Source organism: Paraglaciecola sp., from assembly GCF_039943935.1.
GTDB lineage: Bacteria > Pseudomonadota > Gammaproteobacteria > Enterobacterales > Alteromonadaceae > Paraglaciecola.
Window position 1 is genome coordinate 1 of sequence record NZ_JBDUZQ010000021.1, and the last position, 13,866, is coordinate 13,866.

Annotated in this window: 14 protein-coding genes and 1 other annotated feature; of the genes, 9 read left to right on the forward strand and 5 right to left on the reverse strand. The window is 41.2% G+C overall.

Features of this window, described 5'->3' with window-relative positions; translation table 11 throughout:
• The 4 genes from ABJD71_RS12010 to ABJD71_RS12025 all read right to left on the reverse strand — a co-directional run.
• A partial coding sequence (locus ABJD71_RS12010) for a transposase (protein ID WP_348169405.1) occupies positions 1-775 on the reverse strand: 775 nt, incomplete at its 3' end.
• Positions 776-903: 128 nt separating this feature from the next.
• Positions 904-1,800 carry a hypothetical protein gene (locus tag ABJD71_RS12015; RefSeq protein ID WP_348169408.1) on the reverse strand — a complete coding sequence of 299 codons (897 nt, stop codon included), beginning with the start codon at positions 1,798-1,800 and terminating at the stop codon, positions 904-906.
• A 44-nt stretch (positions 1,801-1,844) separates the two neighbouring features.
• A complete protein-coding gene (locus ABJD71_RS12020; protein WP_348169412.1) occupies positions 1,845-2,051 on the reverse strand; it encodes a hypothetical protein in 207 nt (68 codons plus the stop codon).
• 901 nt (positions 2,052-2,952) lie between these two features.
• The gene (locus tag ABJD71_RS12025; RefSeq protein WP_348169415.1) at positions 2,953-3,237 is read right to left on the reverse strand and encodes a hypothetical protein; all 285 of its coding nucleotides are present in this window, start codon (positions 3,235-3,237) and stop codon (positions 2,953-2,955) included.
• 243 nt (positions 3,238-3,480) lie between these two features.
• Positions 3,481-3,596: a sequence feature (His leader region), on the forward strand.
• Positions 3,597-3,694: 98 nt separating this feature from the next.
• On the opposite strand from ABJD71_RS12025, the gene hisG reads away from it, so the two are divergent.
• From hisG to hisIE, 9 genes are all read left to right on the forward strand, one after another.
• Positions 3,695-4,594: an ATP phosphoribosyltransferase gene (gene hisG / locus ABJD71_RS12030; protein WP_348169418.1), complete on the forward strand. Its 900-nt coding sequence runs from the start codon at positions 3,695-3,697 to the stop codon at positions 4,592-4,594.
• Between the two features lie 21 nt (positions 4,595-4,615).
• Positions 4,616-5,914 (forward strand): histidinol dehydrogenase, encoded by a 1,299-nt coding sequence (gene hisD, locus ABJD71_RS12035; RefSeq protein ID WP_348169421.1) that lies wholly within the window; start codon positions 4,616-4,618, stop codon positions 5,912-5,914.
• Complete coding sequence (hisC, locus tag ABJD71_RS12040; protein WP_348169424.1) at positions 5,911-7,008, forward strand: histidinol-phosphate transaminase; 1,098 nt, start codon at positions 5,911-5,913, stop codon at positions 7,006-7,008. Before hisD ends, hisC begins: the two co-directional genes overlap by 4 nt.
• Positions 7,005-8,075 carry a bifunctional histidinol-phosphatase/imidazoleglycerol-phosphate dehydratase HisB gene (hisB, locus tag ABJD71_RS12045; protein WP_348169427.1) on the forward strand — a complete coding sequence of 357 codons (1,071 nt, stop codon included), beginning with the start codon at positions 7,005-7,007 and terminating at the stop codon, positions 8,073-8,075. The genes hisC and hisB overlap by 4 nt, the downstream gene beginning before the upstream one ends.
• 2 nt (positions 8,076-8,077) lie before the next feature.
• Positions 8,078-8,698, forward strand: a complete 621-nt coding sequence (gene hisH / locus ABJD71_RS12050; RefSeq protein WP_348169430.1) for an imidazole glycerol phosphate synthase subunit HisH — start codon at positions 8,078-8,080, stop codon at positions 8,696-8,698.
• A gap of 33 nt (positions 8,699-8,731) precedes the next feature.
• Entirely contained in the window at positions 8,732-9,472 is a 741-nt protein-coding gene (gene hisA, locus ABJD71_RS12055) for a 1-(5-phosphoribosyl)-5-[(5-phosphoribosylamino)methylideneamino]imidazole-4-carboxamide isomerase (RefSeq protein WP_348169433.1), read from the forward strand.
• 67 nt (positions 9,473-9,539) lie between these two features.
• The gene (locus tag ABJD71_RS12060) at positions 9,540-10,538 is read left to right on the forward strand and encodes a branched-chain amino acid aminotransferase (protein ID WP_348169436.1); all 999 of its coding nucleotides are present in this window, start codon (positions 9,540-9,542) and stop codon (positions 10,536-10,538) included.
• 8 nt (positions 10,539-10,546) lie between these two features.
• The gene (hisF, locus tag ABJD71_RS12065; RefSeq protein WP_348111705.1) at positions 10,547-11,320 is read left to right on the forward strand and encodes an imidazole glycerol phosphate synthase subunit HisF; all 774 of its coding nucleotides are present in this window, start codon (positions 10,547-10,549) and stop codon (positions 11,318-11,320) included.
• A 1-nt stretch (position 11,321) separates the two neighbouring features.
• A complete protein-coding gene (gene hisIE, locus ABJD71_RS12070; protein ID WP_348169439.1) occupies positions 11,322-11,942 on the forward strand; it encodes a bifunctional phosphoribosyl-AMP cyclohydrolase/phosphoribosyl-ATP diphosphatase HisIE in 621 nt (206 codons plus the stop codon).
• 306 nt (positions 11,943-12,248) lie between these two features.
• On the opposite strand, the gene ABJD71_RS12075 is transcribed toward hisIE, so the two are convergent.
• Complete coding sequence (locus tag ABJD71_RS12075; protein ID WP_348169442.1) at positions 12,249-13,592, reverse strand: erythromycin esterase family protein; 1,344 nt, start codon at positions 13,590-13,592, stop codon at positions 12,249-12,251.
• Positions 13,593-13,866: the final 274 nt, after the last annotated feature.

Genomic DNA, 13,866 nt, shown 5'->3' on the forward strand with positions numbered 1-13,866 from the left:
CTTTGTCTTCGCGAATACATCTACCTGTGCACTCTACTAATTCACAATAATCTATTACGTTATACGCAATGCCTTTGGGCATATCTTGCCTGTGATTACCCACAAACGGCATGAGCTTTTTAGGTTGCTCACCTTTGATTAAGGACTGAATGCGATATTGGATACTGGTGTGATTTGACGTTTCGGGTGTGGTTTCCATTTTGGCGCGAATAGGGTTTAAATCAACATAGGCCATGCAGGCTAACACGGCACTTTCATCTAATAGAGCCTGTGATTTAAATCGTCCTTCCCAGAACCTACCCGTGCAACCGTCTTCCTTGTTTGCCTCACGGGCTATATATTCATTCAGGTTTCGCATCAGCCAACTTATGTCATATAAACGCTGGCGGTATACATGAATCGTTTCATCAAAGACGATACGCTCACTGTTCGTTAAGTCCTCACCTCTCATATGTTTTTGTGTAATTAACGTGCCTTTATGCAGCTTACACCACCGGCTTAAGACTTCTTCTTGCGTCCAACCTTCGGCTTGGGATTTATCCACATACAAAACCACATGAGTGTGGTTACTCATCACCGCATAAGCTGCTATGTCTATAGAAAACACAGAGGCTAAGAATAAAAGTCTATCTTCAACCCAGCCACGTCTATGTTCATAGTTTTGGCCTGTAACCTTGTCTTCACCGCACAAAAAAGAGCGACGAACACAGCGAGAAACACAATGATAATAAGGGGTATCGACAAGACTAATTTGGCTTTTACGGGACTGAGGCATAACACACCATCCTTGGTTGTTTGAATAACCTAAAGCTTAGAACAAAGCTGTGATTTAGCAAACTTTAAAAATGGGTGTCTCGGTTATTTGCAAGGGAGCGTCCATATATGTCCTTTTAGCAGTATGTCCTATAAATTACTCAAATTAAATTGTAGATCATCTAACATTAATTTAAACATTGTTGCATGAATGAAAAACAAATAATTTAAATCATTTTTTTCTACGTAGTAGCTATAAGGCCTGCCAAATGGAGGGGGAAGCTCCCCAAAAAATAAGTATAGTGGGTACTCTACAAAATCAGGACTAGGGAGATCAATTCTGAATTTTTTGCAATTTTTTTTAATTATCACTAGATAAGACTCTACTCCATGTCCAGTATATCCAAGTCCAGTATCATCAAAAAAAGCAAAAAGAATATCCAATTCATGGTTTAATTCTTTCGAAAAAACTAGTCTTTTTCCAGAGCTTCGCTTTCTACAAAAAGCAAATTCACAATCAGGAAACACATGGAATTTAATCCAGTCTCTAATATATTTCTTGTTGTCAGATATTGAATGTTGTTTATTAAATTCTGAAGCGCGCTCCTTGAATTTTAATTGATATCTACTTTGCACAATATCAATCCAAGATAAAAAAGCCGGTGTCGATTGCATATCCCAGCTTTTTAAGCGTCTATGTAACTCTGTTTTTGATAAGTCAAGAATATCTTTAGATTGAGCGTATTTTTCATTTTTGGATTTACTCAATTCGTCAAGCCACTCAGAACGATAGCCGCCTTTACTAAGTAATCTCTTACATGCTTCGACATCTAGCTTATCAAGCTCAATAAAATCAAGTTGGCTGCATTTCAAATTGCTTTCAACCGCTCGCCTAAAGACAGTGTGCGAATCAATGTTTAATTGAGTGAGGGATTTAATTCTTTGGTTATTTCGCTCTGCTATCGGATAGATTGCCTCACTAATTTGTTTTTTCCAATAGTCATTGCTCGTGCATAACATAAATATCCTCTTTAAAATGCTGGGCACATGCCGCCAGTTGCTTCGTCATTTGACATTGACATAACGCTTTGCTAAGCGGCAATAAAATAGCTGGCTAAAATTAGCGAGGAACCAGCAAGAGCCGTACCAGAGGCTAATGAGATTACGATTACAGTAGCACTTTGAATTTTATATAGTAAACCTACACTTCCATTTTCTCTAATTTGAGATCGCACACTTAACCTGAGAACAATAGAGTAAATGATTAAGGTTAGATATAGAAACGCGAACGCAGCCATTTACTCAAAACTCCTTTTGCAACATAACGCTTCGCATAAACAGCGGGGCAAGTTGGACGCTTTTTTGCGCCGTGTATTTTGCAAAAAACCGGCCTGCTAGCGGAGTCAGGTTTGATGCGTTTGTTATATGCCTTTTGGTACATAGGTTTCAGTTTAAGATCTCTTAAATTCAGTGAGGGCATAAAAGCCGATACGCCAATGAATGAAATAAGAACTACCACCCATAATAAACGCCATTATTAGAAAAAACTTAACTGTGAAAACATAAGACCATGACATTAAAAAATACAGGATAATCGAGGCACCAAGCATCGCGACCACATAACAAAACGGGTACAAAAATAAGTATTGTAATAAAAGCTTGGTTTCAGTCTTCATGGCGTATAACGCTTATTATCGAGCATGTCGTATATGTAACTTCTCGATTTGATTTTAATTCCCGTCATTTCCAACTCTTACCTTTTGATTTTATTAAATATTTTTAACCTTCATGCTATCGAAATCACAAAGAATTGCAAAAGCAAAAGGAGACCTGACTTTAACGCGACTTTTCTGCTTCCTATTAAAAACCATGTGAATAATATTATCCATAGTTAAATTAATAACTTAGAGATTTTATGAAAAGCAAAGTGAGACTTAGAAAATTTACATAATAGGAAGCAATAAGGACGATATTTTACCATTTCCATTATACCTGTATGTATTGACAGACCTTCAATTAGCTAAAATACATCGATGGTAAAATTATTTAATAAACAGCTGAATGTCTGCTTCCTCATAATCATCATTCATTACAGCTATTTTGGTAATCGTCCGCTCTTCGCTCAAGGCGGCTCATTAGACTAGGTCATGACGTATCTATCAAAATTTCCACTGTGATAATAAAACGGTGCAAATAAGACTAAACATAAACATCTAAATTCTTGGGGCCCTTTGGCTTTTTAGGGGCGGTTTCGGCACTTTGTTCAGCGTCATGCTCTTTTGCGGTTTGTTCATCAGACGCTTGTTTTGTCTGATTTTGCTTTTTTTCTTTGGCGTCTTGTTGCTGACCTTTTAGTTTTTCATCTTCTTCTTTTAATGCTCGCGCCTTTGCTAACTTATCTATTTTTTCAATTTTCTGAGTGTCATGGGCAATAGGCTCTTTGCCTTCTCGAGGTAACACAGAAAACAATAAATCATTAACCATCTGTCTCTCTCCTTTAAGCCGTTATGTACAAACGCTCAATAATTGGACAACAAAATAAGCATATCATTCAATCAAACCTATCATAGTCGATTTAATTGTAAGAAAGCAGCCACTTTCCCTGTAAATGCCCTTGCATTACCTAGGCCGATTGCATAATGTATGCGCCATAATTTAGCGCGTCATAAATATTTACGCACTAACCACGATAGGGTAAGACAAAATTTTGAAAAACGTACTGCAAGCTATTCATCACCATCATAAAGCTTAACCTTTCAGGTTCGGGCTGGAAGGTGTATTGAATCCTTCTAGCGGCGCAGAATTTTTCTAAACCCCCGGAAGGCAACTTTCGGGGGTTTTTCATTTTTAAAGGTTTTTGTACCGACACTAGGTACACAATAGCCAACGTTGAGCCACATCAAACTAACAATTAACTATTGATATTAAATCGGAATAAAAGATGAGTGATAACAACAGACTTCGTATTGCAATACAAAAGAAAGGCCGCTTAAGTGACGACAGTATTTCGCTGTTAAAAGCCATTGGCATTAAATTACAAATTCGCGACCGTTTATTAATAGCTCATTCTACTAATCAACCTATCGACCTACTACTGGTGCGAGATGACGATATCCCAGGGTTAGTGATGGATGGTGTGGTTGACTTAGGTTTCATCGGTCAAAACGAATTAGAAGAAAAAATGCTAGAGCGCCAAGCTTCAGGTAAACAAGCAGAGTATATTGAACTTAGACGCCTAGATTACGGTGGTTGTCGTTTATCTATTGCGGTTCCTAATGAAATGGATTACCAAGGCATTGAGTCACTAGAAGGTAAAAAAGTAGCCACAACTTACCCTTATTTATTAGAGCGTTTTTTCAAAGCGAAAAACATTAACGCCAGCACAGTGATGCTAACAGGTTCGGTTGAAGTCGCGCCTCGCGCAGGTGTTGCCGATGCAATTTGTGACTTGGTGTCTACTGGCGCGACCTTAGAAGCCAACGGCTTACAAGAAGCAGATGAAATATTCGTATCAAAAGCGGTATTCATTCAACGTGCTGGCAAGCTGTCTGAAGAAAAACAAGCGCTAATTAATAAAATGCTACCCCGTATGGACGGTGTAACCCAAGCAAAAGAAAGTAAATACATCATGCTTCACGCACCTAAAGCGTACTTAGAGCAAGTAAAAAGTTTATTACCAGGCTCAGAAACCCCTACGGTTTTACCACTAGCGGGTAACGATGATGCGGTGGCTATTCACGTAGTAAGCCCTGAAACCCTATTCTGGGAAACCATGGAAAAACTAAAAGCACTTGGATGCAGTTCTATCCTTGTTATGCCAATCGAAAAAATGATGTCTTAAGATACTAAGCGAGTATTAATCATGGAAATATGGGCCAATTTACATTCTGAGCAACAAGCTAAATTACTTAGCCGACCGGCACTATCTGACAACCGCGCATTAAGCGACACGGTTGCCGATATTATTCAGCAGGTGGCAGACAGAGGTGATCATGCGTTAAAAGAATTAACTGCACGTTTTGATGGCACAACACTAGAAACCTTACGTTTTGCCCAAAACGAGCAAGACACCTTTGCCAGCGCGTTAAAGCCAGAAGTAAAATGGGCCATTGATCAAGCCTATGCCAATATTCATACTTTTCATGCCGCCCAGTACCCAGAAGATATTGAAGTAGAAACCACTCCTGGTGTGATTTGCGAACTTAAACACGCTCCATTGGCATCTGTTGGTTTATATATTCCTGGTGGCACGGCACCTTTACCATCAACGGTATTAATGCTCGGAGCCACTGCGCAAGTTGCTGGCTGCCCACGCAAAGTCTTATGTACACCTCCCAATAAAGACGGTGAAATCGCGGTAGAAATTCGTTACGCAGCCAGTCTTTGTGGCATAGACGAAATCTACCTAGTAGGCGGAGCACAAGCGATTGCGGCCTTAGCATTAGGTACAGAGTCAATTGCTAAAGTTGATAAAATTTTTGGCCCTGGTAACAGCTTTGTCACCGAAGCCAAACAACAAGTGAGCCGTATTCCAGCTGGGCCAGCTATAGATATGCCCGCAGGCCCTTCTGAAGTGCTAGTGATTGCAGATAAAAACGCCAGCCCTGTTTTTGTTGCGGCAGATTTACTCTCTCAAGCTGAGCACGGCGCTGACTCACAAGCGGTATTAGTATCTGATAGCGAGACCTTAATAAAAGCCGTAAAACAGCAAGTGACAGAGCAGCTTGCTACGCTGAGCCGTAAAGACATTGCTGAAAAAGCAGTACAGCACAGCCGTTATATTTTAACTGAAAGCTTAGACGAAGCCTTTGAAGTGAGTAACCGCTACGCCCCGGAGCATTTAATTGTACAAATCGACAATGCCCGAGACAGCTTAGGCAAATTGACGAATGCAGGCTCTATATTTGTGGGTAAATGGTCGCCAGAGTCAGCTGGTGATTACGCCAGTGGCACCAATCACGTATTGCCGACTTATGGCTATGCTCGCAATTACTCTAGCTTAGGCCTAGCAGATTTTATGCGCAGATTTACAGTGCAAGAGCTTAGCCACCAAGGCCTTCAAAATATTGGCAATGCCATAATGGACTTGGCCGATGCTGAAGGCTTAGATGCCCACAGGCAAGCTGTCGCACTTAGGTTAAATAGTGAGATTCAAGAATGAGTGAGTTAGTCGATAAATTAGTATGCGAAAACCTCAAAGGCTTAAAGCCCTACGAGTCAGCAAGGCGCATTTTTGCGGGTGGCGATAGCGACAGCGAAATATGGCTAAACGCTAATGAGTCTCCATTTGCTAATGACTACAGCGTTGACTCTTCGCACTTTAATCGTTATCCAGATTGTCAGCCACCTAGTGTGGTTGGCCCTTACGCTGCCTATGCAGGGGTTCAAGAAGATCAACTAATAGTCACCCGTGGAGCAGATGAAGGCATTGAATTACTGATCCGTACCTTTTGTACGCCAGGTAAAGACAGTATATTAATTTGTCCGCCTACCTATGGCATGTACGCCATCAGTGCCGAGACCTGCAACGTAGGCGTGAACAAAGCGATACTCAATGACGATTTTTCATTAGATATTGCCACCATTAAAAGCTTTAAAGACAAAGTTAATTTAGTCTTTATTTGCTCACCTAATAACCCAACCGGAACATCGGTAGACAAAGCGCAATTAACTGAAGTGCTAGAGCACTTTGCAGATTCAGCTCTAGTCGTGGTTGATGAAGCCTACATTGAGTTTGATGCCGCCAATACTTGGGCCACAGAACTAGCCCAATACTCAAACTTGGTAGTATTTCGCACCTTGTCTAAAGCCTTTGCTTTAGCTGGTATTCGCTGCGGCTTTACCTTAGCTAATTCTGAAGTTATTCAAAGTATAATGAAAGTTATCGCGCCCTACCCTATGCCAGAGCCTGTGACACAAATTGCCGCCCAAGCCTTAAGCCCAAAGGGGTTAGCGTTAATGGCTGAGCAGGTCGCGTATCTCCACACTCAAAAAGAAGCGTTGAAACAACAACTGGCAATGTTTCCTGAAGTAACACTTGTGGGAGATGACAAAGCCAACTTTATATTGTTTCGTCACCCGCTCAAACAAGCACTAATGGACTACTTGGTTGCCAACTCAGTGTTGATCCGCGACCAGTCCAAACAAATTAATTTAGAGAATTGCCTACGCATTACCCTTGGCAATCAACAACAAAATGAAAAACTTCTTTCGTTAATGACAGAATTTTTTGCACAGCAGGAACCACTAGCATGAGTCAACAGCCTATTCTTTTTATCGACCGAGACGGCACCTTAGTTGAAGAGCCAGCTATCGACAAACAACTTGATACCTTAGAAAAACTGGTTTTCGAACCACAAGTTTTGCCAGTACTACTCAAATTACAACAAAACGGCTTTCGCCTTGTAATGGTATCTAACCAAGACGGACTGGGCACAGATAGCTTTCCTCAAGCTGACTTTGATTTACCCCACAATAAAATGATGGACTTTTTTAGCAGCCAAGGTGTGGTGTTTGACGACATACTCATTTGCCCTCACTTTGACGAAGACAACTGCACCTGCCGTAAACCTAAACTGGGGTTGGTAAAAGACTACTTGCAACAAGGCAAAGTCGACTTTACTCGTTCATTTGTGATTGGCGACCGTGATACAGATATGCAGCTTGCAGAAAACATGGGCATAGTGGGCATTAAATATCACCCACAAGATAACAACTGGCTAGCCATAGAAAAGCAGCTACTTGCATCAAGCCGAGTGGCCACTGTGGTCCGTAAAACCTCAGAAACCAACATTAATGTCACTGTTGATTTAGACTCAAGTGCAAAATCAACCATTGAAACTGGTCTAGGCTTTTTTGATCACATGTTAGATCAAATCGCCACTCACGGTGGTTTTGAATTAACCCTAACCACTGATGGCGATTTACACATTGACGACCATCACAGTGTTGAAGATACCGCTCTAGCCCTAGGTGAAGCCATGAAAAAAGCCCTAGGCGATAAGCGCGGCATTGGCCGTTTTGGATTTGCCCTACCTATGGATGAGTGCCGCGCAGAATGTATTTTAGATATTTCTAACCGCCCTCACCTAAAATTTGAAGCTGAATTTAGCCGTGACCAAGTAGGCGAAATGGCAACCGAAATGGTACCTCACTTTTTCTACTCAATTGCACAAGCTATGGGGCTGTCGTTGCACTTATCTACCACAGAAGGCAATGCGCATCATCAAGTCGAAAGCTTATTTAAAGTGTTTGGCCGTGCGTTACGCCAAGCAATTCATAAACAAGGTGAAGCCTTACCTAGCAGTAAAGGGGCATTGTAACTATGCCAATACAAAAAGTGCCTGCTCAACAAATAGTCATAGTCAACACAGGCTGCGCCAATATTTCATCATTAAGGTTCGCCGTTGAACGCTTAGGGGTACAAGTTACGGTAAGTGATGACACCCAAGTCATTGAAACTGCCGACAAAGTATTTTTGCCCGGCGTAGGCAGTGCCAATGCGGCTATGGCTAGCATTAAACAAAAGCAACTGGTTAGCTGCGTACAAGAGCTAACCCAGCCGGTGCTTGGCATATGTTTAGGTATGCAACTGATGGTTGAAACATCAGAAGAAAGCTTAACCGAGAGCACAGACTGCCTAGGTTTAATACCTGGCCAAGTAAAACGTATGCAAGTAGGCGAGTTACGCTTACCCCACATGGGTTGGAATACCGTCACCCCTGTGGCCGATGCCCCTTTATTTAAAGGCATAGATGCAAACAGTTACTTTTACTTTGTGCATAGTTTTGCAGTCGGTATATCAGACTTTACTATGGCAAGCTGCCAATACGGCATGGACTTCTCGGCCGCCCTTCACAAAGACAACTTTTTTGGTGTGCAATTTCACCCAGAGCGTTCAAGTGATGTAGGGTCGCAGCTATTGAAAAATTTCATTGAGTTATAAACACCAGCGAATGAAAAAGGGTAATAAATAAAGATGATCATCCCAGCCATAGATTTAATTGAAGGTTCAGTCGTACGTTTATATCAAGGCGATTACGAACAGAAAACAGAATACAAATTAGACCCTATTGATGTCGTACATAGCTACGCAGACCAAGGCGCTAAATGGTTACATATTGTTGATTTAACAGGTGCCAAAGATACCAGTAAACGCCAATTAGACTTAATCTCTAAAATGGTTGCCACTGGACGTATGCAGTTTCAAGCAGGCGGTGGTATTCGTAGCGAGCAAGACGTAGCACAATTATTAGAGATAGGCGTAAAGCGCGTGGTAATTGGCTCATTGGCAGTCAAAGAGCCTGAACTAGTAAAAGGCTGGATCACTAAATATGGCGCAGATGCCATAGTATTAGCCCTAGACATTAATATTGATGAGTCTGGTAACAAGTTCATCGCCACCCATGGTTGGCAAGAAAACTCAGGGGTATCTATCGAGGCTTTACTCGAAGACTTTTTATCAGTGGGTGCTAAACATGTACTGTGCACAGATATTAGCCGTGATGGCACCTTGCAAGGTTCAAATCACCAACTTTATACAGAAATGACAGCACAGTTTCCAACGGTAGGTTGGCAAGCCTCTGGTGGTATTGGCAAGCTTGATGACATTGCAGTGCTTAAACCCACTAACGTAAGCGGTGTTATTTTAGGCCGCGCCTTATTAGAAGGTAAGTTTACAGTAGAACAAGCAATAGCATGTTGGAATACTAACGAGTAAAACCAAGATTGCTTTATAATAAAACGTGCGAACAACAAATTTATATATAACGAATTAGGAAATTATCATGGCGGCTTTTGGTACAGTGTTTATGCCTAAAATGGCTCTGGCTACGTTTGAAAATAATCAATGGAGCACATCTGAAATTGTTGACTCCGATAGCATTCAATTACATCCCGGCGCTCACGTATTACATTACTCAAGCACCTGTTTTGAAGGTCTTAAAGCCTTTAAACATGCCGATGGCAGTGTGCATATTTTCCGTATGGATCAAAACCTTAATCGCTTTGATCAAAGCAGCCGTTTGCTATCTTTGCCCAATATCGACCAGTCTCAAGTATCGCAAATGATCCTAGACATAGTCAGCCAATACAGTAACGACATTCCTGAGCCTCCGGGGTCAATGTATATTCGCCCAACCCATATTGGTACCGAAGCGGCCATAGGTAAAGCAGCAGCCCCAAGCATTAATTCCATGCTATATGTGCTTATTTCACCTGTAGGTGACTACTTTGCCGGCGGCGCTAAGCCACTTAGAGTATTGCTTGACGAGACAGGCATGCGCTGCGCGCCGCACATGGGCATGATAAAAAGCGGTGGTAACTATGCCAGTGCACTAGGGCCCATTATTGCGGCTAAAAACGACGTTCAAGCCGACCAAATTTTGTTTTGCCCTAACGGCGACGTACAAGAAACTGGCGCGGCTAACTTTTTATTAATAGACGGCAACGAAATCATCACTAAAGCACTCGATTCTAGCTTTTTACACGGTGTTACTCGTAGCTCTATTTTAACCTTAGCCGCAGATCTTGGGATGAAAGTCACCGAGACCCAATTAAGTGTTGAAGAGCTTTTACAACGAGCAGCAAAACCTGGCGTAGAAGCAGCACTGTCGGGCACCGCTGCAGTATTAACCTCTGTAGGCACCTTAATTCATAATGATAAAGAGCACACAGTAGGTAGCGGTGAACATGGGCCTATCACCCAAAAATTACGCCAAGCGCTAAATGATATCCAATGGGGTAAAGCGCCAGACACTCACAATTGGTTAACCCGAGTTAAATAAGGCCTGTTATGTTAACTAGACGTATTATCCCTTGCTTAGATGTAAAAGACGGCAAGGTAGTCAAAGGAGTCAAGTTTCGCAATCACGAAATTATTGGCGACATAGTGCCATTGGCACAACAGTATGCTGAGCAAGGGGCTGATGAATTAGTATTTTATGATATTACTGCCTCAAGTGACCAACGCGTAGTCGACAAAAGCTGGGTTACGCGCATTGCGCAAGTCATTGATATTCCATTTTGTGTGGCTGGCGGCATAAAGACCGTGGCCGACGCAGGTAAAATACTTGAAATGGGTGCAGATAAGATATCGGTTAACTCCCCTGCACTAGCCGATCCTGAGCTTATTACACGCTTGCATGACACCTATGGTCAGCAGTGTGTAGTAGTAGGCATAGATAGCTTTTTCAACGAAGCAACCGGTAAATACCAAGTGCATCAATACACTGGTGACGAAAGCCGTACTCAAGTCACCGCTTGGGAAACTGCCGATTGGGTTAAAGAAGTACAACAGCGTGGTGCCGGTGAAATTGTACTCAACTGCATGAACCAAGATGGTGTGCGTAAAGGATACGATTTAGCGCAATTGAAAACGATTCGCGCCAATTGCAGCGTACCTTTGATTGCCTCAGGTGGTGCTGGTGAAAAAGTACATTTCACCGATGTATTTCAGCAGGCCGATGTTGATGGCGCACTCGCCGCATCGGTATTTCACAAAGGTATTATTCCCATTCCAGAATTAAAAGCCTACTTGCGCCAACAGCAAGTCGCCATAAGAGATTAAGATGATTATTACAAAGCAGAATGTCGAAAAATTAGCATGGGATAAAATGGATAATCTTATGCCCTGTATCGTACAAAATGCCATAAGCGGCAAAGTATTAATGCAGGGGTTTATGAACCAAGATGCCCTAGACAAAACCCTAGACACAGGGTTAGTCACCTTCTTTAGTCGCTCAAAACAGCGCCTATGGACCAAAGGTGAAGAGTCTGGAAACAGTCTAAATTTAGTTGAAATCACCTGCGATTGTGATTATGACTCAATCCTTGCCTTAGTTAACCCAGTAGGCCCAACCTGCCACACAGGCACAGAAACCTGCTGGTTCGACAGCAAGTCTCCCGATGTCAGTTTTATCGCAGAATTAGAACAAGTGATTGCGTCACGTAAAGGTGCCGATGCCGACTCTAGCTATACCGCTCACTTGTTTAGCAAAGGCATAAAACGCATTGCACAAAAAGTAGGTGAAGAAGGCGTAGAAACCGCCCTTGCCGCCACTGTAAAAGACTTAGATGAGCTAAAAAATGAGTCAGCCGATTTGCTATATCACCTACTTGTATTGCTTCAAGCCAGTGACTTGAACTTGTCAGATGTGGTTGACGTGTTAAAAGAGAGACACAGCAAGTAATTCACTCTCATTAAGCGAGTAAACTGATTATAAAAAGCGAAGCCTAGGCTTCGCTTTTTTGATTTTAGCGTTTAGTTTGAGATATGAGTTGAGCCTACTGAGATAACTCACTGGATTTACCTGTGCACTGCGCTTATGCCATCCATGGCTTTGATATCATTACACCGTCATTTCATTAGTCTTTTGAGCCAAAATAATTTTAGTAATAATTATGCCTGCCCATGTAAATCTGATAATTTTTTAACCCGCCAACAATTGTCTTCTTTTTTGTAGGTTGGGCTTTAGCCCATCAGATTTTGTGATTACTTAATTGGCTAAATTGGCGGGTGTAGCTGGGCTAACACTATCAAGGTAAATAATAGCGTTCCATTCTTTCGGTTTTAACTCTATAAAGTAGTCATTTTCACGTAATAAAAATGATGAATCCAACCACTGTGCAGGGCCCTCTGGAGCCTGTTCCCAATTAATATAATAATTTTCTGACTCCACTCTTCCAAGTGTTTGTTCTATTTCATTCTCTCGGCTCGCTGGAATTTTATCTACAAAGCGGTTCTCTGATTTTTGCCAGTTATTCCAAAACTCTCCTTTGCCGTAAGCCATACCAATGACAAAGAGATCGTCTTTTAGCTCTTCTTTGATCAGTTGACCTGCTGGCACAAAATGCCCCAAATAACCATTTTGAAGCTTTGTTGCAGTTTGAGTGTGCAATACATGGTTAATCAAAATGACTTTTGCATCCTTACGCTGTTCTAAAATCCAATTAAGATTAGTTACCATAGCTATCTCTCTGCCATTGAGCCCTACATACTTGCTTGTGTCAGAATAAACTTGGTCCATATAGTTTCTGTAATAGTTTTCTGCTAGTTGCATTGCAACCGCGCTTTGTCGATTCCACTGATATTCCCTAGCATCACTAAGACCAATAAAACTGTCTTTTTGAGCTGTAAAGTGCGCTACCATTTCGTCTAAAACACGTGCCAAATCATCTCGTTGAGTTTGGGTTAATTTATTTATGTAATTAACTCTAGCGTTCTTTTTTAAATCTTTGATAAGTGGAGAAAGCTCAGCACTTATTTTTGAACTGTAGTCACTGTCAACAAGCTCAAGATATGCAATGATTTTTTCTAATGGTCTTTCCCAGTTGTCATAAAACCCGCCAATGTCGATGCCAAAATATTCTAATTCACTATTGTTAGCCAAATTATAACTGCGCATCCATTCTATTAAGTCGTGAGCTTCTTTCCATTCACTGTACACACTATTCAAGCCATTTTTCCACATACCTTCTGGCTGAGGGCTGCCTTGAACATAATTATAGATAAGTCGAGATTCTGGCAAACCAGTCTCAGTGGCAACCGTATTAAAACCGTGGTTCTCTACGAGATATTTGATCATACGCTCATGTAATTGCATCATTTCTTTACTGTTATGAAACCCTTCAGAGAGCGCGACCACTTTGTAATTATCGATATCCTTAAAAATCAGATCTAAATCATGGTTGTCTGTACTGTTTCCTAGTGATGTTATAGGCACTTGCTTGTCATTAACCCATTTTACAAAACTATCTTCTGCATTATATTTTTCATCTAACGCTTGGTCACAAGATATTAAAAGTAGAATGCTAACAAGGATTACTAGTTTATTTTTCATATCGAATTCAAATTATGTTTGTTTTTCGTTTTTAACAAAAAAGAGGTTAGTGAGATTGAGTAATTGCAAATTTTTTCAGGTGTTAAAACAGCAAAAAATCAGTTTAAACTGTTTTTAAATTAGAAAACACAACCAATATCGCCACTCTTAAATTAAGTTAAAGTAGCGTTTTTATTACATTTTCTTGAGTATTTTTTGCTTACGGCCAGTTAGCCCACAACCGACGACAGTCAAATATCCACTAAAAACAAAACAAGCAGGTGACACCGGTTGT